Annotated in this window: 18 protein-coding genes; 8 read left to right on the plus strand and 10 right to left on the minus strand. The window is 65.4% G+C overall.

The window, feature by feature from the left end; translation table 11 throughout:
- The first annotated feature begins 114 nt into the window (after positions 1-114).
- Positions 115-888 (plus strand): SDR family NAD(P)-dependent oxidoreductase, encoded by a 774-nt coding sequence (locus VHA82_RS15470; protein ID WP_325545253.1) that lies wholly within the window; start codon positions 115-117, stop codon positions 886-888.
- 60 nt (positions 889-948) lie between these two features.
- Here VHA82_RS15470 and VHA82_RS15475 read toward each other — a convergent pair whose 3' ends face one another.
- On the minus strand, positions 949-2,004 hold the full coding sequence (locus tag VHA82_RS15475; protein ID WP_325545256.1) for a tripartite tricarboxylate transporter substrate binding protein: 1,056 nt from the start codon (positions 2,002-2,004) through the stop codon (positions 949-951).
- 126 nt (positions 2,005-2,130) lie between these two features.
- Here VHA82_RS15475 and VHA82_RS15480 point away from each other — a divergent pair, with 126 nt between their 5' ends.
- Entirely contained in the window at positions 2,131-2,907 is a 777-nt protein-coding gene (locus VHA82_RS15480; RefSeq protein WP_325545258.1) for an HpcH/HpaI aldolase family protein, read from the plus strand.
- A 109-nt stretch (positions 2,908-3,016) separates the two neighbouring features.
- On the opposite strand, the gene VHA82_RS15485 is transcribed toward VHA82_RS15480, so the two are convergent.
- From VHA82_RS15485 to VHA82_RS15495, 3 genes are read right to left on the minus strand one after another with little or no spacing between them, the layout of a single operon-like run.
- Positions 3,017-4,042 carry an aldo/keto reductase gene (locus tag VHA82_RS15485; protein WP_325545260.1) on the minus strand — a complete coding sequence of 342 codons (1,026 nt, stop codon included), beginning with the start codon at positions 4,040-4,042 and terminating at the stop codon, positions 3,017-3,019.
- On the minus strand, positions 4,042-4,893 hold the full coding sequence (locus VHA82_RS15490) for a fumarylacetoacetate hydrolase family protein (protein ID WP_325545262.1): 852 nt from the start codon (positions 4,891-4,893) through the stop codon (positions 4,042-4,044). The genes VHA82_RS15485 and VHA82_RS15490 overlap by 1 nt, the downstream gene beginning before the upstream one ends.
- Complete coding sequence (locus VHA82_RS15495; RefSeq protein WP_325545265.1) at positions 4,890-5,630, minus strand: 4-carboxy-4-hydroxy-2-oxoadipate aldolase/oxaloacetate decarboxylase; 741 nt, start codon at positions 5,628-5,630, stop codon at positions 4,890-4,892. The genes VHA82_RS15490 and VHA82_RS15495 overlap by 4 nt, the downstream gene beginning before the upstream one ends.
- Positions 5,631-5,852: 222 nt before the next feature.
- On the opposite strand from VHA82_RS15495, the gene VHA82_RS15500 reads away from it, so the two are divergent.
- The 4 genes from VHA82_RS15500 to VHA82_RS15515 all read left to right on the plus strand — a co-directional run bounded on the left by VHA82_RS15500 (position 5,853) and on the right by VHA82_RS15515 (position 10,207).
- Positions 5,853-7,205, plus strand: coding sequence for a Rieske 2Fe-2S domain-containing protein (locus tag VHA82_RS15500; protein ID WP_325545268.1), 1,353 nt, complete (start codon positions 5,853-5,855; stop codon positions 7,203-7,205).
- Entirely contained in the window at positions 7,202-8,173 is a 972-nt protein-coding gene (locus VHA82_RS15505; RefSeq protein ID WP_325545270.1) for a PDR/VanB family oxidoreductase, read from the plus strand. Before VHA82_RS15500 ends, VHA82_RS15505 begins: the two co-directional genes overlap by 4 nt.
- Positions 8,174-8,271: 98 nt before the next feature.
- Positions 8,272-9,087 carry an IclR family transcriptional regulator domain-containing protein gene (locus tag VHA82_RS15510; RefSeq protein ID WP_325545272.1) on the plus strand — a complete coding sequence of 272 codons (816 nt, stop codon included), beginning with the start codon at positions 8,272-8,274 and terminating at the stop codon, positions 9,085-9,087.
- Positions 9,088-9,211: 124 nt separating this feature from the next.
- Complete coding sequence (locus VHA82_RS15515) at positions 9,212-10,207, plus strand: tripartite tricarboxylate transporter substrate-binding protein (protein ID WP_325545274.1); 996 nt, start codon at positions 9,212-9,214, stop codon at positions 10,205-10,207.
- 36 nt (positions 10,208-10,243) lie between these two features.
- On the opposite strand, the gene VHA82_RS15520 is transcribed toward VHA82_RS15515, so the two are convergent.
- Positions 10,244-11,062 carry an enoyl-CoA hydratase/isomerase family protein gene (locus VHA82_RS15520; RefSeq protein WP_325545276.1) on the minus strand — a complete coding sequence of 273 codons (819 nt, stop codon included), beginning with the start codon at positions 11,060-11,062 and terminating at the stop codon, positions 10,244-10,246.
- 138 nt (positions 11,063-11,200) lie between these two features.
- On the opposite strand from VHA82_RS15520, the gene VHA82_RS15525 reads away from it, so the two are divergent.
- A complete protein-coding gene (locus VHA82_RS15525) occupies positions 11,201-12,067 on the plus strand; it encodes an isocitrate lyase/PEP mutase family protein (protein WP_325545279.1) in 867 nt (288 codons plus the stop codon).
- Positions 12,068-12,173: 106 nt separating this feature from the next.
- Here the strand turns inward: VHA82_RS15525 and VHA82_RS15530 are convergent, their stop codons facing one another.
- The 5 genes from VHA82_RS15530 to VHA82_RS15550 are packed head-to-tail and all read right to left on the minus strand — an operon-like array spanning position 12,174 to position 18,875.
- Positions 12,174-13,157 (minus strand): aldo/keto reductase, encoded by a 984-nt coding sequence (locus tag VHA82_RS15530; protein ID WP_325545281.1) that lies wholly within the window; start codon positions 13,155-13,157, stop codon positions 12,174-12,176.
- Positions 13,158-13,191: 34 nt separating this feature from the next.
- On the minus strand, positions 13,192-15,264 hold the full coding sequence (locus tag VHA82_RS15535) for a hydantoinase/oxoprolinase family protein (protein ID WP_325545283.1): 2,073 nt from the start codon (positions 15,262-15,264) through the stop codon (positions 13,192-13,194).
- 12 nt (positions 15,265-15,276) lie between these two features.
- Positions 15,277-17,079: a hydantoinase B/oxoprolinase family protein gene (locus tag VHA82_RS15540; protein ID WP_325545285.1), complete on the minus strand. Its 1,803-nt coding sequence runs from the start codon at positions 17,077-17,079 to the stop codon at positions 15,277-15,279.
- Positions 17,076-17,588, minus strand: coding sequence for a 3-isopropylmalate dehydratase (locus tag VHA82_RS15545; protein WP_325545287.1), 513 nt, complete (start codon positions 17,586-17,588; stop codon positions 17,076-17,078). Before VHA82_RS15545 ends, VHA82_RS15540 begins: the two co-directional genes overlap by 4 nt.
- A gap of 33 nt (positions 17,589-17,621) precedes the next feature.
- Entirely contained in the window at positions 17,622-18,875 is a 1,254-nt protein-coding gene (locus VHA82_RS15550) for a 3-isopropylmalate dehydratase large subunit (RefSeq protein ID WP_325545288.1), read from the minus strand.
- Positions 18,876-18,977: 102 nt separating this feature from the next.
- Between VHA82_RS15550 and VHA82_RS15555 the strand changes: the two genes are divergently transcribed.
- Positions 18,978-20,111 carry a phosphotransferase family protein gene (locus VHA82_RS15555; protein WP_325545290.1) on the plus strand — a complete coding sequence of 378 codons (1,134 nt, stop codon included), beginning with the start codon at positions 18,978-18,980 and terminating at the stop codon, positions 20,109-20,111.
- Positions 20,112-20,115 lie beyond the last annotated feature (4 nt).

Raw genomic sequence — 20,115 nt, forward strand, 5'->3', positions numbered from 1 at the left:
ACCGTAAGCAACGACTTGCCATAGGGTTAACCCTTGTTTATTGCGCTGAATCGTGCTCCTCTCGTTGACCGAATCATATTCTGGTCCGACAATTCAGGATCAAAGGAGACACTCATGACCCAACCCTGGTCCCCGCGTCGTGCCGAAGGCAAGATCGCCGTTGTCACCGCTGCAGCCAACGGCATCGGCCGGGCGTCCGCCATCCGCATTGCCCGCAACGGAGCCGCCGTGGTGGTGGCCATCGACATCGCCCCGGAGCTGGAGGAGGCCTGCGCCGAGATCCGGGCCGCGGGGGCCGAGGCTGTCGCCGTGGAACTGGATGTGACGCAGGAAGACGCGGTGCGCAAGACCTTCTCCGAAATCGAACGACGGTTCGGTCGCATCGACATCCTGGTGAACTGCGTCGGCGGGGGGGCACGAGAGCGTTCTTCGGAGTTTTACGAGTCGGAGTCGCAGACATGGCGCCTGGTGATCGACCGCTCCCTGGTGAGCGCGATGCTGTGCACGCGCCAGGTCGTGCCCGGCATGCGCGAGCGGCGACAGGGCAAGATCGTCAACGTCTCGTCCACGGTGTGGCTGTCGCCATCGCCGAAGATGGTCGACTACGCCGCGGCGAAGTCGGCGCTCCTTGGGTTCACGCGCGCGCTGGCGATCGAACTGGCGCCTTTCCACGTCAACGTCAACGTGGTGTCCCCGGGAGTGACCAACACCAAAGGTCTCGACCGCATTCCTCCCGAGATCAAGGCCAAGAACATTTCGGAAGTGCCGATGAAGATGATGGGCGAGCCTGAGGACATCGGCAACGCCATCTCATTTCTCGCGAGCGACGATGCGCGCTTCATCACAGGACAGCACTTGGCCGTCAACGGCGGCCGCGGCTTCGTCTGAACGTCCCCGCGGCGCGGAGACCCCCGGCTTGCTCAGGCCCCGCCGGGGGCTTGAACCGGATCAGGGCTTGAACCCGATCTCGTCGAGCATGCGCTTCTCGTTCTGGAATGAGGCGCGCGCGTAGCGGTCGTAGTCGGCGGTGCTCAGATAGGTGGAGAGCTCACCCTGCGATGCCAGTACAGCCTGATAGGCCGGGTCCGCCATGCTCGTGCGGAACGCATCGTGCAGCACCTGAACTACCTTGGGATCCATACCCCTGGGTCCAGCGACGCCCGACAATGGCGACATGACGATGTCGTAGCCAAGCTCCTTGACTGTCGGCACGTCCGGCCAATGCTTGACGCGCTGCGGCTCGAAGGTCGCAAGCAGGCGCATCTTGCCTTGATCGACGAAGGCGCCAAAGCCACTGGCCACGACAGCGTCGATGTGCCCACCCTGGAGGGCCGTCCACATCTCGGGACCGCCTTTGTAGGGAACGATGTTCGGCTCGATGTGCGCTATTTTCGCCAGACGCGCCGTGGCGATGTGGCCCGGTGTCCCGGTGCCGAGGGAACACCACGATACCTTGCCCGGTCTCGCCCGGGTATCGGCGACAAGTTCGGCAAACGACTTGTACGGCGAGTCGTGCCGCACCACGATGCCGTGCGGCGAACTGTTCAGGCCGATGATGAAGGTGAAGTCGTTCAGCGCGTCGTAGCTGACCTTCTGCATGTGCGGCAGACGGAACAGCGTCGACGAGGCGATGCCGACCGTGTAGCCGTCCGGCGCGGCTTTCGCCACAGTCAACATGCCCATCGTTGCGGACACGCCGGGCTGATTCAACACGATAACGGTCTGCTTCAACTCTCTCGCCAGCGGGACGATCAGCGCGCGTGCCTGCACATCGAACGAACTGCCCGCGGGCAGGCTGAGCACCAGCGATATCGGCTTGGAGGGGTAAGGCGCAGGCTGGCCGTGCGCAGCATGAGGCAGTGCCACAGCTGCAGACGAAGCGATCGCGAGCTGGACGAAGTCGCGCCGGCGCAGGGAAGTCATCGTCATCGGGCCTTCCTGCTGACCGCGTTCGGCGGGCAGGCGAAGGTCCTGCGGCTTTTCGATGGGGGTCGTCGTTCGCACGGAGTCTCCTGGGTCTGCGCCGCTGCGCAAGTTGTAGAAAACGGGGGGTAGATCGCCAGTTGGCCGTTTTGCCGGTTTGTCGGACAATCATAGCAAGATTACCCGGAAAGTCAAAACGGATTCGCCATGACTACCTTGAAAGAACTTCTCGCCGGCTCGGCTGAACTGTTCGGAACCTGGTCCCAGCTCTCGTCGCCCGACGTGCTGGAGATGTTGGGAGGCGCCGGCTTCGACTTCACTGTGATCGACTGCGAACATGCAGCGTTCGGCCTCGAGACAGCCGAGGCCATGGTTCGCTCGTGCCGGGTGGCGGGTCTCGCAGCCCTGTTGCGCGTGCCGTCGAATGACCGCAGCTGGATCGGCCGCGCACTGGATGCGGGTGCAACTGGCATCGTGGCACCAGCAGTCGAGTCCGCAGACCAGGCTGCGGCCGCGGTGGCGGCAGCGCGCTTCGCGCCGCGCGGAACTCGGGGCGCGTGCCCCTGCGTGCGGTCGGCGAGTCACTCGACTTCCGACTGGCCGGCGTACGAGGACGCCCAAGAGGCGGAACACGGAGTTCTTGCGCTCGTGGAAACACGTGCGGGTGTGGATGCGATCGAGGCCATTTGTGCCGTCGAGGGATTGCGCGCAGTCGTGGCCGGTCCCTTCGACCTGTCCGTCGCGATGGGACATCGAGGCAACGTGCTCCACGAAGAGGTGCTCAGTGGGCTGCAGCGCATGGTTCGCGCGGCGAAAGCCAGTGGCATTCCCTTGTTCATGCCCGTCTTTGCCGCCGAACTGCCGAGCGCGAAACGCCAGCTGGACGCATGGCGGGAGCTTGGCGTTTCGCGCTTCCTGGTCGGTACGGACAAGATACTGATCCAGGACCAGTTTCGCCGTTACCGGCGTGCGCTGTCGGTTTGACTTGTCATTGGAGATAGGCAAGCGCTGTGGCGGCCTCCAGCGTGGAGCCGGCACGTCGAGGCACCGATCGTAGCGAGCTGCTTGCGGTAACACGGGTCCGACAAGGGCGTCACCCGGCTGCCAGCCCGAGTTCCATCTGGACGCGCGAGATGCGTTGCAGAGTTTCGCGATCGAACGGCCCGTCGGCGGCTGCCTGGGCGGCTTCGGTCAGCTGTTCGCGGCTCGAGAAACCGATTGCGAGCGTGTGCATCGTGGGGTTGGACAGTCCGTAGCGCAAAGCGGCCGCCACCAGACTGCGCGCCAGGCCCTCTTGCACGAGGAAGCCGAACCGACGCGCATATGCGACGTCCTGCTCGTAGTCCTTGCCGGAGCCCGTGCCCTGGCCGAGCGGAACCACCGAGCGCATGGCAGTGGGATGCCGTTCGACCGAACCACTGAGCGAGCCGCCCGCCAGCAAGCGGATGCCGATCACACCGATGCCGCCGCGCCGCACGGGTTCCAGCAACCGTCCATAGTCTTCTGCCTGTGCCGCCGGGGGCAGAGGCGTTTCGGCCGATGGATTCAACAGGCTGTACGCGACTTGAGCCGTATCGAACCCGCCATGCTCCAGTACTTGAATGGCGTCGGGTGCATGGCCCAGTGCCGACATGCCCACGAAGCGGACCTTGCCCTCTCGGACCAGGCGCTGGAACGCGGGAAGCACCTCCTCGAGCACTACGCCGGGCGTGAGGCCACTGCCGGCCCGCGATACCGATACCGGGTTGTGCAGTTGGAGCAGGTCGAGGCACTCCGTGCCGAGGCGGCGCAGGCTGTCTTCTGCGGACGCGGCGATCAGGGTGCCGAGCTTGTGCATCTGTGCCGGGTCGTCCCGGGTCGCGGGGTCGATGCGGATCTTGGTGCCGACGACCGCGCGGCGGCGCAGTTGCTTGAGCACCCGCCCGAGGTTCGCTTCCGACTGTCCGCCGCCATAGAAAGGGGCCGTGTCGAAGTAGTCGATGCCGCAATCGAGGGCGTGTGCCACGGCGTTCTCCTGGTCGGCGACGCTGCCGCCCACCATCAGCCCACCCACCATGCCGCACCCGAACCCGATGGCCGATACGTCGAGGCCTGTGCGGCCGAGGATGCGCCTTTCCATCATTCCTCCGCGACGACGGGATTCGAGAGCGTGCCGATCGACGAAATCTCAACTTCCACGCGGTCGCCGGCCTTCAGCCACAGCGGCGGCGTGCGCATGGAGCCCACGCCGCTCGTGGTGCCGGTGCAGATGACGTCGCCCGGCTGCAGTTCGAGAAACACGGAGAGATAGGCCACCAGCTGGGGAACCGACCAGATCATGTCGCTCAGCGAGGTGCTCTGCACAATCCGGCCGTTCAGCCGCGTGACGAGATCCAGCTGCGCCGGGTCGGCGATCTCGTCCGCCGTGACGATCCAGGGCCCGAAGGCGCCCGTGGCCGGAAAGCTCTTGGCCGGGCCGACCTGGGTGCTGTGCTTCTGGAAGTCGCGCAGTGTGCCGTCCATGTAGCACGCATAGCCGGCGACGCAGTCCATCGCCTGGTCCACCGACACGGCGCGCGCGCGCTTGCCGATCACGACGGCCAGCTCGCCTTCGTAGTCGAACTGTTCGGACACTCGCGGGCGCACCAGCGCTTGCTCGTGTCCCACCTGGCTGTTGGCGTAGCGCGGGATCACCACCGGGTTCTTCGGCTCGGGCAAGCCGAGCTCGCGCTGGTGGGCCCGGTAGTTCAGGCCGATCATGATCAGCTTCGGCGGCTCCGGCAGCGGCGGCAGCAGCTCGACGGCCTGGAGGTCGTGGTCGGGGGGCAGGTTCGCGAGGTTGCGCAGCTTGTCGAGCTGGTCGCCTTCGAGGGCGGAGCGCAACGTGGGCCAGTCCGCGCCGAGGTGGTTGCTCGCATCGACGATACCGTTGCGGCTGACGACGCCGTAGCCGATACGCGCGTCGCGCGTGCGGAAGGTCACGAGTTTCATGGGGTTCCAGTCAGGGAGTGTGTGGAGGGGGCGGCCTGGAGCCCAGCATCCGCCGGCGTGTCGACCCAGACCATGCCGAGGTCGACCAGCCGCTGGCGCATCGCGCCCATGGCCGCGGCGGCGGGGCCGCCGGCGGCCATGCGCACCCGCGCGGTCTCCTCGCGATCGCTGCGTTCCTGGGCGGCGCGTGCCACCTCCGCGGCCCGTGCATGCGGAACCACGACCACGCCATCGTCGTCCGCCACGATCACGTCGCCGGCCTGCACGGCGGCGCCCGCGCAGACCACGGGCACGTTGACGGCGCCGAGCGTGGCTTTCACGGTGCCTTGCGCCGAGATCGCCTTGCTCCATATCGGGAACTTCATCGCGCGGATCTGGCGCACGTCGCGGCAGCCCGCGTCCAGCACAAGGCCCGAGACGCCCCGCGCCTGCATCAGCGTCGCCAGCAGGTCGCCGACCATGCCGTCCGTGCTGTCGGCGGTGCACGCAACCACCAGCACGTCTGCGGGAGCGCAGACTTCGCAGGCCACGTGGATCATCCAGTTGTCCCCCGGCGTCGTCAGCACCGTGACGGCGCGGCCGGCCACTTGTGCGCCATCGAACAGGGGTCGCATGTGCGGACGCATCAGGCCGACGCGGCCCATGGCCTCGTGCACGGTGGCGACGCCGAGCATGCGCAGGTGTTCGACCACGGCGGGATCGGCGGGTGGGAGTTGACGGATGACGACGTGCTTCACGATGCGGATTGGCGGGAGATTTTCAATGGAATCCGATAATCGAACATAAAACCGTTTATCGGACGATGACCGAAGATATTCGGATCTTTGACGAGTGTCAAGGTTGACAAGTTGAAAAGCTGCATCTAGGATCCTTTCCGTTGAGTCCGATTAACGGATATAAGTCCGATTATCGGAATTCCCGATCGCGTAGACACATCCCCCGTATCGACCGGAGCAGCCATGACCCAGACACCCGCCGCCGCGCAAGCACGGCCCCGCCTCGACTCCCAGGCACTCACCCGCGTCGGCAAGGGCACGCCGATGGGCGACTTCATGCGCGAGTACTGGATCCCCGCCATCATGTCGAGCGAACTGCAGCGCGATCGGGAGCCGGTGCGCCTGCTGCTGCTGGGGGAAAAGCTCATCGCGTTCCGCGACAGCAATGGGGAGGCGGGCATCATGGACGAGCGCTGTCCGCATCGCGGCGTGTCGCTGTTTCTTGGCCGGGTCGAGGAGGGGGGGATACGCTGCGTATATCACGGCTGGAAGTTCACCACCGCCGGCCAGTGCATCGACATGCCGAGCGTTCCGCCGGCGCAGGAATGCAAGCACCTGGTGAAGGCGCGCGCCTACCCGGTGCGTGAGTGCGGAGGCGTGGTCTGGGTCTACATGGGCTCGCGCACGCGCCCCCCCGCGCTGCCCCAGATCGAAGCCGCGGTGCTGCCGGGCGAAGAGGTCAACGTGTACTGCCTGCAGCGCGAGTGCAACTACCTGCAGATGGCCGAGAGCGATCTCGACACGTCGCACTTCGGCTTTCTCCACCTGGGCTGCCTTGAACCCGACGACTTCCCGGAAGACAACCCGCTGCGGTTCGCGGCCGAAAACCGCGCGCCGGAGTTCGCGTCGTCCGAAATGCCCTGGGGCACCTCCTATGGCGCCCACCGCGCCGCAGGCGAACAGGACCGCTATTGGCGCGTCGCCAACTTCCTGTTCCCGTTCTGGACGCAGACGCCGCAAGGCGATTTCAGCGACCACATCGACGCCCGTGCGTTCGTGCCGATGGACGACGAACACACCATGATGTTCCACTTCTCGTGGCGCCGGAAGTCGCGTCCGCTCGTGGTGGAAGACAAGGAAGGCAAGCCCCTGCCCGGACTGAAGAACAACAACGAACTGCTGCCGAACACGAGCGACTGGTTTGGCCGCTGGCGCCCGAAAGCCAACCCGGCCAACGACTGGCTGATCGATCGCGAAATGCAACGCAATGGTGTCACCTTCTCCGGGCTGGACAACATTCGCACCCAGGATCAGGCGGCCGTGGAGAGCATGGGACCGATCGTCGACCACGCGCTCGAACACCTCGTTCCGTCCGACCAGATGGTTGCGAAGACCCGCCGGCGCATGGTGAAGGCGCTCCAACGATTCGCGCAGGAGGGGACCGTGCCCCCCGGTGTGGACGACCCGCAGGTGTTTGCCGCGGCGCGAAGCGGCTTCTTCGTTGCCTCTGCGAAGCTGGAGTGGCCGGTGGTCTACCATGAGCGTGCCGGCAGCCTGAAGCACGTGGCGCCCGATCCTGTCGCGATCGGTTCATGAGCACGGGGGCGCATCCGCACGTGGCGCCGACGCGCGCCATGCGGCTCACGGCGCTGGTGCATGGCGGCCGCGACATCGTGCTCTACGAGTTCCGTCCCGTTGATCGTGCTCCTGTCGCGCCCTTCACGGCCGGGGCCCATGTGGACCTGCACTTGCCCAACGGCATGCTCAGACAGTATTCGCTGGCCAACGACCCGCGCGAGGACCACCGCTATGTGCTCGGGATCAAGAACGATCCGGCCAGCCGTGGCGGCTCCCGCTACATTCACGAGTCGCTGCGGCCGGGGCAGGTCCTGGAGGTGGGACGGCCCCGGAACAACTTCCCGCTGGAAGAAGCGGCACCCCACACCGTTTTCATCGCGGGCGGTATCGGCATCACGCCGATCCGATCCATGCTCCACCGCGCCGAGGCGCTGGGGCTCTCCTGGGAGATGCACTATGCCGTGCGCGACCGGGAAGATGCCGTGTTCTCTGTGGAACTCGCTGCGGACCCGCGCGTGCACATTCATGTGGATGCCGAAAGCGGTGGCCGGCCCCTCGACCTGCTTCCCATAGCCGCCGGATTGCGCGGCGACGCACACGCGTACTGCTGCGGTCCGGGGCCGATGATCGAAGCTTTCGAGCGCGCATTCGCCGCGGTGCCGCCAGGGCGGCGCCACGTGGAGCGCTTCAGCGCCCCGAAGGTGGATCCCGAGCCCGGGGGCGCTTTTCGGATCGTGTTGGCGCGCAGTTCGCGAACACTCGCGGTCGGCGCCGGCCAGACCATCCTCGAAGTGGTGCGCGGCGCCGGGATCGACGCAGACGCTTCGTGCGAGCAGGGCATCTGCGGGTCGTGCGAGGTGCGTGTGCTCGGCGGCCAGCCGGACCACCGCGACATCCTCCTTTCGCCCGAGGAACGCGCCGAAGGCCGGTGCATGATGATCTGCTGTTCCCGCAGCAAGACAGCAGAACTGGTGCTCGACCTATGAGGCACCCCGCGGCGCTCACCAGGGAACACGGCAATGCCAGGGGCGAGGCGCAAAGTCGGCGTGTGCAAAAATCGATTTCAAACGCACGCGGCTCAAAGATGGCAACCAGGAAGAACTCGCATCCCGCACACAACGAGGCGCCGCAGAGTGCTGCCGACGAATTGGGAGCAAACGGCGACCCCAACTTCATGACTTCGCTGGCGCGGGGTCTTGCCGTGATTCGCGCGTTCAGCGCCGACGAGCGGGGGATGACGGTCCTGCGGATCAGCCAGAAAATTGGTCTGCCCCGCACGGCCGTACGCCGCTGCCTGCACACGTTGCAGTGCCTGGGCTATGTGGAATCCGAGGGAAGCGTCTATTACCTGCGGCCGCGCATCCTTTCCCTCGGCCACATGTACCTGGCGTCGACGCCACTTTCCGTCACCGCCCAACCCTTGCTGGAACGTGTCGCGCGCGAGTTGAAGGAAACGACTTCGCTGGCGGTTTTCGACGAGGGCGAAGTGCTGTTCGTCGGGCATTCCAGCCAGGTGCAGCTGGTGTCCGTATCGTTCGCGGTCGGCAGCCGCCTGCCGGCCCATTGCACAGCCAATGGCCACGTTTTGCTGGGTGGCTTGTCGCGCTCGGCACTCAATGCCTACTTCGCCGAAGCTCACCTCAAGCGCATGACGCCGAAGACCGTCACGACGCGCAAGGAACTGCTGCAGCGCATCGAAAAGGCGCGCGCGGATGGCTATGGCCTCGTCGATCAGGAGTACAACATGGCCGTGCGCAGCATCGCCGTCCCGGTCTTCGGCATCGATGGGAACGTCATCGCCAGCCTCAGCGTGTCGGCTCCGGCCGAGCGGTTTTCCGTGACCCAGTTGCGAAACGCCTTCCTGCGGCCGCTCACCGAGGCCGCCGCCGAACTCCACTAACCAATCCGGAGATGCACGCCCGACCGGGCGCTCCCCGAACCACGCCTGCAACGCAAGTCCGATAGTCGATCACATGTCCGGAAATCGGACGACCTGCCCTTATCCAACCACCAAGGAGCCTTCCATGCATTCAGTGCTTCGCCGCCGCCAGACACTCGGGTTGCTCGCAGCCTCGGCACTTCTTCCGGCCGTCTTCCGTTGCGCTCCGGCGCGGGCCGCGGACATCAATGTCGCGAAGATCATCGTCGGCTACCCGCCGGGTGCTTCGACAGACATCATCTGCCGCAGGACGGCAGAGGCCCTGACCGGGAAGTACGCCAATTCGATGATCGTTGAAAACAGGCCGGGCGCAAGTGGTCGAATCGCGGTCGATATCGTGAAGCAGGCTCCTGCGGACGGTTCCGTCCTTTCGCTGGTGCCCAACTCGATCCTGACCCTGCAGGTGTACACGGGGCCGGTCAACTACGACCCGTTTGTGGACCTCGTGCCCGTCACCATGGCCTGCAACTACACGTTCGCCATGGCAGTCGGACCCGGCGTTCCCGCCTCCGTGCAGACGCTGGCCGACTGGCTCGCGTTCGCCAAGGCCAATCCCGAGAAAGCCAACTATGCGTCCCCTGCGCAAGGAGCGACCCCTCATTTCATCGGGACCCGGTTGGCCAAGTTTTCCGGACTGGATCTGCACCACATTGGCTACCGCGGGATCCAGCCTGCGATGATCGCCCTCCTGGCGGGAGAGGTGTCCGCCTACATCACGCCGTTGGGCGATTTCCTGCCTTACGTTGCCGAAGGCAAGATCCGGCTCATCGCGACTTCGGGAGAGAGCCGGTCCCGTTTCGCGCCCAACGTGCCCACGTTCGCAGAGCAGGGATTCAAGGAAATCGTTCACACCGAGGGCTATGGCTACTACTTGCCCCGAGGCGCCTCCAAGGCCGTGCAGGACAAAGCGCATCGCTACCTCGCCGCTTACATCGGGTCGCGACCCTTCGTCGAGTCGATGGCGCGCATCGGCCTGGAAGCCGATCCGACGACGCCCGCGGAATTGATGCGACGGATTGCTGTGGGCAACCAGCGCTGGAAGGCGCTCATCGAGCAAACCGGCTTCAAGGCCGACTCCTGATTCGCGAAGGCGAGTCGGGTATCGGCCGTTGGCCAGTTAGCCACGTTGGTCCGCGGGGCCTTTCGGCACGTCCACGAACACCGGTTGTTGCTTCGCAAGGAAGGCGCGCGCGCCTTCCCGGAAATCGCTTCCCTGCGCCAGCTTCGCGCTGAAGGCGAGGCTCTGCTCGATCGCCTGCCGTTCGGGCAGGCCGCTGCCGCTGTCGATGGCTTCGCGGCACAACACATGGCATTCCAGCGGGTTGCGCGCCAGCTTCCTGGCGAGGTCCAGGGCAGTGCGCAGCGCCTGGCCCGTCGCCGCCACGCGGTTGACCAGGCCCCAGGACAGCGCGGTGGCCGCATCCACGGGTTCGCCCAACAGCATCAGCTCCTTGGCCCGAGCGACGCCGATGCGATGCGTCACGCGGAAAGTGCCCCCGATCGCGGGAAGCGCGGCCAGCCGGATCTCGGGCAGCCCCAGGCGCGCACCCTCGCCGCAGACGATGAAATCGCAGCACGCGGCCAGTTCCAGCCCGCCACCCAAGGCATAGCCTTCGATGGCGGCCACCGTGGGTCGAGGCAGTCGTGCCAAGCGGGAGAACACGTCGTTTTCGTGACGCAGCTTCCCGCTGACCAATTGACCCGCGCGAGTCAGTTCCTCGAACGCGCGAATGTCCGACCCGACGCAAAACGCGCGTTCACCGGCCGCCGTAACGACAACAGCCCGGATCGATGCGCCGCGTCCAATTCGATCGATGTGCTCGTCAAGCGCCACGATGATTTCCTTCGTGATCGTGTTGAGCGGCGGATGATCGAGTGTGAGGATGGCTACCTCTCCATCGAGCTCGATGCGGACCGTGCCGAGGCTTGGTGTCATAGGGTGCTCTCTTGCTTGGGGGCCTCTTGCGATTTGCATTGACCTGGGACGTCGATGTTCTTAGAATTGTCCGACAACCCGGCAATTATTTCAACGTATGTCACGCGCTCTGATGCGCCTTCAGGAGATTCCATGCGAATGACAACCAAGCTCCGGCAATTGCTGGCATCCGACCGCGTGGCTTGGACCGCCGCCGCCTATGACGGATTGACCGCCAAACTGGTGGCCGAGGCCGGCTTCGACTGTGTCGCCGCCGCCGGGTTCCAGATCTCCGCCGCCATGGGCCTGCCTGATGCCGAGCTCTACACCATGAGCGAGAACCTCGCGGCGGTGCGCAACATCGTGCGCGCAGCGGGTATTCCCGTGATGGCGGACATCGACACCGGTTACGGCAATGCGATCAACGTGATGCGTACCGTGCGCGAATTCGAGCAAGCCGGTGTGGCGTCGGTCCAGATCGAAGACCAGGTGGCGCCCAAGACCTGCCCGGCGATGGGCGACACCGAGATGATTTCCCTGGAAGAGGGTGTCGGGAAGATCAAGGCCGCCGTGGCCGCGCGCACCGATCCGGACCTGGTCATCAGCGCCCGCACCGACGCGACGACCGTGGAAGAAGCCTGCGTCCGGTTGAAGGCCTATGCGGCTGCAGGCGCGGACCTGGTGTTCGTGATCAACAAGTGCGTGAACTCCCTCGACGATCTCAAGCAGATCCGGGCGGCCGCCGGCGTGCCGCTCAAGCTGCACCTGATGGGGTGGCTGGAAAAGCTCACTGCGGCGGAGATCCGGCAAGTTTCCAACTGCGCCGGCTGGGCGTGGCCGACGATCATGACGGTGACCGAGTCGCTGAGGCTGAACCTCACGGCGCTGCGCGAAACCAAATCCTCGCAGAACCTGCCGGTTCCCCAGACATCCCTCGGCGACTTCAAGAAGTTCATCGGCTTTCCGGAAATCGAACGGCTGCAGGACCTGTACCTGCCGCAGACCGACCCGCGCAGCCGGCGTTGAGGTAGTCGCCCGGGCTGGCCAGGCTGAACAAAACGGCGCGAGGCGAGCGGGCCCGTCTACGAGGTGCACTCAAGTGATGTAGGAGTCGCCCCTCACGCGTCGCGTTCTACAGGCGGTCTCGTCGGAGCGCGGCTTCGGTGTTTCGGGCGCCCGCAGCGGCACCCGCGGGCACGATGCGCTCGATCTCGGAGAGGTCTTCGCTCGACAGCGAGAGTTCCGCGGCCTGAACGTTCTCTTCCAGAAACCGACGGCGCTTGGTGCCGGGTATGGGCAGCACTCCCTGCCGGATCACCCAAGCCAGGGCGACCTGAGTCGACGTCGCCGAGCGCCGAAGCGCGAAGCTCTCCAAGGCATCGACCATCTCCAGATTCCTGGAGATGTTCCCATTCTGAAAGCGCGGCAGGTTGCGCCGGGCGTCGCCGTCCGCGAGGCCTTGAGCCGACGAAATCTTGCCGGTCAGCAGCCCCCGGCCGAGAGGTGAGAAAGCGACGAAACCGATCCCCAGCTCCCGCACCGTATCCAGCACCCCGTTGGTCTCCGCGTCTCTTTCGAACAGCGAATATTCCGACTGAACGGCAGTCAGGGGGTGGACCGCATGGGCCCGCCGAATCGTCTGCGCCGAAGGCTCGGAAATTCCGAGGTACTTGACCTTTCCTTCGCTGACGAACGTGGACATTGCACCGATCGTCTCCTCGATCGGCACCTTGGGGTCCGTCCGGTGAAGATAGTAGAGATCGATGTGGTCGGTTTCCAGGTGCTTCAAGGAGCGCTCGAGCGCCTTGCGTGCGTAGGCTGCCGAGCCGTTGATCGACTTGATGGTTCCGTCGTCGGCGATCTCTGTGGCGAACTTGGTCGCGATCGTGAACTCGGCCCTGCGCATCCCCAGCGTCTTCGCGATCAATTTCTCGTTCGCGAACGGGCCGTAGATTTCCGCAGTGTCGAAGTGCGTGATGCCCAGATCCAGCGCGAGCCTCAATGTCGCCCTGGACTCATCCTCGTCCCGGTTTCCATAGAAGGCGCTCATGCCCATGCAGCCCAGCCCGAGAATGGAAGTCTTCAGGCCCTGCCGACCCAGTTTCAGTTCGTTCATGGAAGTCGGCGAACGAGTTGGTGGAGCAACGCGGTCAGCTCCGCGATTCCTCGGTGACGAGCAGGCTCGCCAGGGGGTGCACTTCGGCGACCTGCCCCGCCAGCAACAACGTCGTGCAATCGAGTTGCGTGAGCACGGCGGGGCCATGCACCCTGACACCCGCCGCAAGTTTCATTCGGTCGTATACAGGGGCATCGACGTAACCACCGTCTTGCCAGAGCGACACCGTTCCATTGCGGGCGTCCTCGGCGCTTCCCGTCGCGGGCGCAGGCTGCAAGGAGGGCGGCTGGAAGAGGCCAATCGCATCGACACGCAGAGTCGCGATTTCCACCGGCGTGTCTTCCTGCGCGAAGGTGTACATGCGCTTGTGAGTGTCGTGAAACGCCTGGATGGTGGCCGCGAGCCCGGCCTCATCGAACTTGTCGCCACCCCACGGCACGGTGAGCTCGAAGCCCTGGTGCTCGTAGCGAAGGCTCGCAACGCGGCTGATGCGCCGCATCCCCTGGGGGACTTCCTCCTTGTCGAGCCATGCGACTGCGTCTCGTTCGAGCTGTCCATAAACGGATGCGATCTGGGCGAGGTCGTGCCTGCCGTGCCGCTGCACGCAGGTGCGCGAGAACTCGGCTTTCAGGTTCGACACGAGAAGGCCCAGTGCGGAGAGAACCCCCGGGGCGGGCGGGATGAGGATCGTCTGGATGCCCATGATCCGTGCGATCGCGCTTCCATGCAGCGGCCCGGCACCGCCGAACGGCACCAGGACAAAGTCGCGTGGGTCGTAGCCGCGCTCGACGGAGAGCACGCGAATGGCGCCGGCCATGTTGTTGTTCGCGATATCGAGAATGCCGCGGGCAGCATGTTCCACCGACAGGTTCAGCGGCTTGGCAACTCGCTCCTCGATGGCGCGGCGGGCTGCCGCCTTGTCCAGGCGCAGCGCGCCGCCCAGCAGGTACTCCGGAAGGTGGCCCAGCACGATATGGGCGTCGGTGACCGTCGGCTCGGTGCCCCCACGGCCGTAGCAGGCCGGACCGGGCACCGCGCCGGCGCTGTGCGGACCCACAGCCAATGTCCCCGTCGATGTCACACGCGCGATCGATCCGCCCCCGGCGCCGATGGTGCTCAAGTCCACCATCGGCAACCCGACCGGCCAATCGCCGACCCGGCCGCCGACGGTCAGTCCCAACTCGCCCTTGTTGATCAGGCTGATATCGGCCGACGTGCCTCCGATGTCGATGCCGATCAGGTTGCGGCAACCGGCGCTGGCGCCGATGAAGTTGGCGCCGACGATGCCGGCCGCGGGACCCGAGAGTGCGGTCTCCACCGGCACCCGGCGGACGTTGCGTGCGCTCGTCACTCCGCCGCTTGACTTCATCAGCAGCAACGGTGACGCGACCCCTATCTCCTTCAACCGGGATTCGAGGCGAGCGACGTAGGTCGAGACGGATGACATGACGTACCCGTTCAAGTTGGTCGTCATGCTGCGCTCGTACTCCCGGAACACAGGCATCACATCGCTGGAAAGAGACAGCATCGCTTCGGGATGCTCCTCCAGCACGATGCGGCCCGCCCGCCGTTCGAACTCCGAATTGGCGTAGCTGTGCAGGAATACGATGGCCACGGCCGTGATGCCTTCGGCCTTGATGGCGCGCGCCGCTGTACGCACTGCCTCTTCGTCCAGCGCATCGATGACCCGGCCGTCCTGGTCCACGCGGCCGCCGATCTCCCAGATGTCCTGCGGCGGAACCGGGCGCTTCGGCTTCACCCAGGCGAGCAGGTTCGAGCCGCGCGGCACGTCTTGGCGCGCGATTTCGAGCACGTACTTGAAGCCGTCGGTCACCAGCATCCCCACCCGTGATCCCTTTTTCTCGAGGATCAGGTTGGTGGCCACCGTCGTCGCGTGAAGGACGCGTCCGATGTCGACGCTCTCGAGGCTCGCGACTTGCATGCCCTTGGCGACGCCGTCGGCAAAGCCGCGTGAGGGATCGTCGGGTGTGGAGGATGTCTTGGCCGTCCAGATGCGGCCGGTTTGCGGATCCAGGACCGTGACGTCCGTGAAGGTTCCGCCGGTGTCGACGCCGATGATGGCGCCTTGCGATGCTTGATGATTCATGATTTCAGCTTCTCAAGCGAGGGATTCGACGTAGTCGCCGCGGTGGAAAAGCTTGGTGCCAGGGCGGTCCGAGCGCACAGACCGGGTCGCTGGCTCGTCGACGCTGCGGCCGTCGGCGGCAAGCACGACGCCATAGTCGCGACGCGCACTCTCGCGACTGACGAAGCCGCCCAGCACATCCTGCAGCACCTGATGGGTTTCGCGGTCGTAGGGATGGCCCCAGCCGCCGCCACCCCCTGTCTCCAGGCGCACGACGTCGCCGCGCTTCACGATGTTGCCGTCGGAGAGCGGCTTGAGCACGCGTTCGTCGGGCCGCCCGGGGTTGACCACGCAGCGGCCGGTGCGCGCGTTCATGCCGCCGTTCGTGCCCCAGGGCGGGAAGACGACGCTGTCGATCCGCATCGAGACCATGGCCTCCGGGGCCAGCACTTCCAGTTCGCGGATCACGCCGCAGCCCCCGCGCCAGCGCCCCGGGCCGCCGCTATCGGGGTTGATCGCGTAGCGGCGAACTCGCAGCGGATACGCGGCTTCGACGAATTCGGCCGGATAGTTTTCGTTGGCGATCAGGTAGATGGCGTCATTGCCGTCGGTCGTTGGGCGCGCGCCATAGCCGACGCCGATCCCGTCGGACATCAGGAAGGTCTTGCCCTCGTCGTCCTTGCCACGGATGTAGTAGATGACGTATGCCGAGTGCGAAGCATTGGCCTGGCCCTTGGTGGCCACGTTCAGCAGGCCCAGGCAGGCCGCAACGTTGCGCATCAGCAGGATGCCGCGGAATCCGAGAGCGGCCGGAAACTTCGGCTGCAGGACGGAGCCGGGCCGCAGCTTCACCTCGTCGATCGACGTGTAGCAGCCGAAGTTCGACATGAAGTTGGCTTCGTGCCGGTTGATGTAAGCGGCCATCACCATCTGGGGGGCACGCGGGCTCATCAGAAAATTGACGGGTCCCTTGGTCTGGTCGCCCGACTCGGTGGTGTCCAGCACGAAGCGGTCGCCCCGCACCTGCAGCTTGTAGCGCAGCCGGATCGGCGCGCTGCCCTGTCCGTCGGAATCCGCCGTTTCGCAGAATTCGTAGTCGCCCTCGGGGAACAGTTTGCGCATCTCGGCGCGAACGGTCTCGGCCAGGTTGCCGATGATCAGGTCGAAGGCGCCGCTGAGCATGGTGCGTCCGAATCGCTGGCCCAGCTCCTCGATGCGGCGTTTGCCCAGGCGCAGGCACGCCATGACGGCCCGCACGTCGCCGCGCAGCATGGCCGGGAAGCGCGAGTTGCGATAGAACATGCGCAGCAGGTCTTCGTTGGTCTCGCCCTGCGACACGACCTTCACCGGCGGCACGATCACGCCTTCCTGGAATACCTCCGTGCAGTCGGCCGACAGCGAGCCCGGGCGCATGCCGCCGACGTCGTTGAAGTGGGCCCAGGTGAGCGCGAACGCCGTGAGCTGGCCTTCACAGAAAACAGGGGCGATGAAGAGCTGGTCCGGCGTGTGCGAAATCGCGCCCTTGGTGGCGTAGCAGTCGTTGGTCCAGTAGATGTCGCCATCCCGCATGGTTTCGAGCGGAAACTGTTCCACGAAGGCCGGCAGCATGTCATTGCCGGAGGGCATCGCGGTGCCGGCGACGAGGCGGCCCTGGCCGTCGTAGATCGCGGCGAAATAGTCCTTCTTCTCGCGGATGAAGGGCGACATCGCGGTGCGCTCCACCACGGCGTCCATCTCGCGCTGGACAGAGCGCAGCGCCCCTCGCACGATTTCCACCGTGATCGGATCGCACTTCGCTGCCAGTCCATGCTGTTCGGGCATCGTGGTCGTGTTCATGCTCTGGCTCCGTTGTTCTTGAGGTGCTTGAGCAGGCCGCCGGCTTCCAGCGTCTGCATCTCGCTTTGGGCGAGGGGCTCGAACGGCAGTTCGATCCCACGGGTGAGGTTGCGCACACGGCCCGCTTGCCAGTCGACCTCGAGTTCCTCCCAGCGGCTCACCGCCTCGAGGATGCCTGGGCAGCTCACCTGCGGGAAGCCCTTGGAGATTTCGCCCAGCCAGTAGCCAGGGGAAAAGGATTCGCCGATCACTCCGGCGATGCCGAGGTGCCGCATCGCGATCATGCAGGGATAGTGCGGATGCCCGTACCCGAAGTTGCGCCCCGCGACAATCAGGTCACCCGGCCGCAGCCCGGCTTCGAATTCGGGGCCGCACCACTGCAGCGCGAACTTCGAGAGCTGGACCGGGTCGGTCACCTTGAGATTGGCGATGCCGGTGATCTGGTCGACGTCGAAGTCGTCCTCGGGCAGCAGGAGCGCGGCGCGTCCCTTCAGATTCTTCAGTGCCATGGCTGTGGGAATGGAAAAGGTCGGAGCGAGAGGTCAGAAGAACGCGCGCGGGTCGGCAACCGCGCCGTCGATGGCTGCCGCCGCCACGGACGCCGCGCTGCCGATGTAGATCTCGGAGTCCACGCTGCCCATGCGGCCGCGCACGTTGAGTGTGCCGGTGGAAAGCGCGCGTTGCCCGGCCAGCATCCCGCCCAGTGCGCCGTAGCAGAAGCTGCAGGTCGGCGAGGAAATGAAAGCGCCTGCCTGCATCAGCGTGGCGAGCAGGCCTTCCTGGGTGGCCTGGAGCATGATCTCGTTGCTGGAGGGCACGACGTTGAGCTGGAAGCCCGGCTTCACCCGCCGGCCTTTGAGCACCTGGGCGGCTGCACGCAGGTCCTCGATGCGCCCTGACGCACAGGAGCCGATGTAGCCCACGTCGATGTGCAGGCCGAGGAAGTCTTTCAGCGGCCGCGTGTCGGCGGGGCTGGGCGGCACCACCAGGACCGGCTCGACTCCGTTCAGGTCGATGTGATGGACCGCGGCATAGGTTGCGTCCGCGTCGCTCCAGACCGGGTCGATCTTGATCTTGGCGCGGGGAAGTGCGTAGGCCAGGGCCTCCGGCGTGGGATTCACGATGGCGCCGACCGCACCGGTGAACATGGCCAGGCCGGTGATGCCCTGCAGGTCCCCGATGCTGAACTCGGAAAGGCTTTCGCCACCCAGCTCCATGATGGTGTTGCGGCAGGCGCCCGCACCGAGCTTGCCCACGATGTGGTGAAACACGTCGCGCGCCATCACGCCGGGACCGAGCTTGCCGCTGAATTCGATCCGGGTGGTAGCGGGCACCTTGATTGGGATGTCCGGGCGGACGAACGCTTCCAGGATGTTGAAGCGAATGCCCATGGCAAGCGTGCCGAGCGCGCCCAACTGAGTCACGTGGCCGTCGAAGTGGACCGCAAACGCCCCCGGCGTGCCGTAGCCCACTTCGGCAGCCACGAGGTGACCGATCCCTTGCCGTTCATAGAGCGCGACGCCTTGCTTCAGGCACCACTCGCGGGTGGCCTGATGCATCTTCTCGTTCTTCTCCGTGGTGGCCGGAATGTTGTGGTCGATGAAGATGGCGTAGCGCTGCGGATCCGGCAGTTGTTCGACGCCGAACTCCTTCTTGATCGTCTCGAGATACATCTCGGCATAGCCGACCGCCGCGTAGGCGAGCACGAAATCCGGCGTCACCCTGAGCTCGTCGCCCGCACGCACGGGACGCCCAGCCAAGCGGCTGAGGATTTTTTCAGTGATGGTGGATGCCACAGGACCTCAAATATTGACGGACAGTCCGACTACAATATGGCGACTAGCGGGTTCTGTCAACCCGCCCACATCCTATTTGGTGACATCAAAACCATTTGACGAATGTTCTTTGTCGGACAAAAATATCTCATGCGCTCTCCCGAAGTCTTCACTGCCGAGTCCGCCTCGCTGCCGGCCGGTGTGCAGCTGGCCCCTCCTGGGGCCCCGGCTCCGCACGACTGGTCGCGCGTAGGCGATTACTTGGCGGCATGTGGCTTCCCGCTCGACCCGGGGTTCACTCCACGCCGCTTTGCCGGCGGCTTGGCGAATCTGAATTTTCTGCTTCGGATGCGCAACGGGGAATGGGTTGTCCTGCGGCGCCCCCCCGCCGGCCCGCTGCCTCCTGGCGCTCACGACATGGCCCGGGAACATCGCATCCTGGAGCGTCTGTGGCGACAGTTGCCGCTGGCGCCGCGCAGCTATCACCTGTGCGAGGACCTGGCAATCGCCGGTGCACCGTTTCAGCTGCTTGAATATCGTTGCGGAATCTCCATCCGGGGGGATTCTGTGGCGCCGTTGGCCGAAACCGCGCAGACGGGAGAGGCGTTGTCACGCCTGCTGGTGGAAGGTCTGGCGTCGATCCACTCGGTCGACCCCGCCGAGGCAGGGTTGGCCACGCTGGGCAAGCCCGAAGGCTTTCTCGCCCGTGCCGCGCGCGGCTGGATTTCCCGGGCCGGCCTGGTTTGCGATCCAACTTCGCCGACGGTGTCGGGACTTGCCGCGTGGCTCGAGCAGCACACCGCCGGTCTCGGCGGCGACGGCACGCTGCTGCACAACGATTTCAAGCTCGACAACCTCCTGCTCGACCCGGCCACACTTTCCCCGGTTGCGGTGCTTGACTGGGACATGGGAACACGCGGGGACGCCTTGTTCGACCTCGCGACGATGTTGAGCTACTGGAGCGAGGCAGGCGACCCCGAGTGCATGACTCAGCTCGCGCAGATGCCGACCGCGCGCCCGGGCTTTCTCACGCGCGAGCAGGCTGCTGTCGCGTACAGCCGGCGCACGGGCCGTCCGCTTTCGGATTTCAAGGCGTACCGCGTGATGGCCATGTTCAAGCTGGGGGTGGTCTTTCACCAACTGTATTCGCGCTATCGCAGCGGCGAAGTGCAGGACGAGCGCTATGCGGGATTCGGCCGGCTTGCCGATGGCTTGCTGGAGTTCACCCAGGCCATCGCCGACGACAAGTATTTCTAGGAAC

It is taken from the genome of Ramlibacter sp., assembly GCF_035548915.1.
Lineage (GTDB): Bacteria > Pseudomonadota > Gammaproteobacteria > Burkholderiales > Burkholderiaceae_C > Ramlibacter.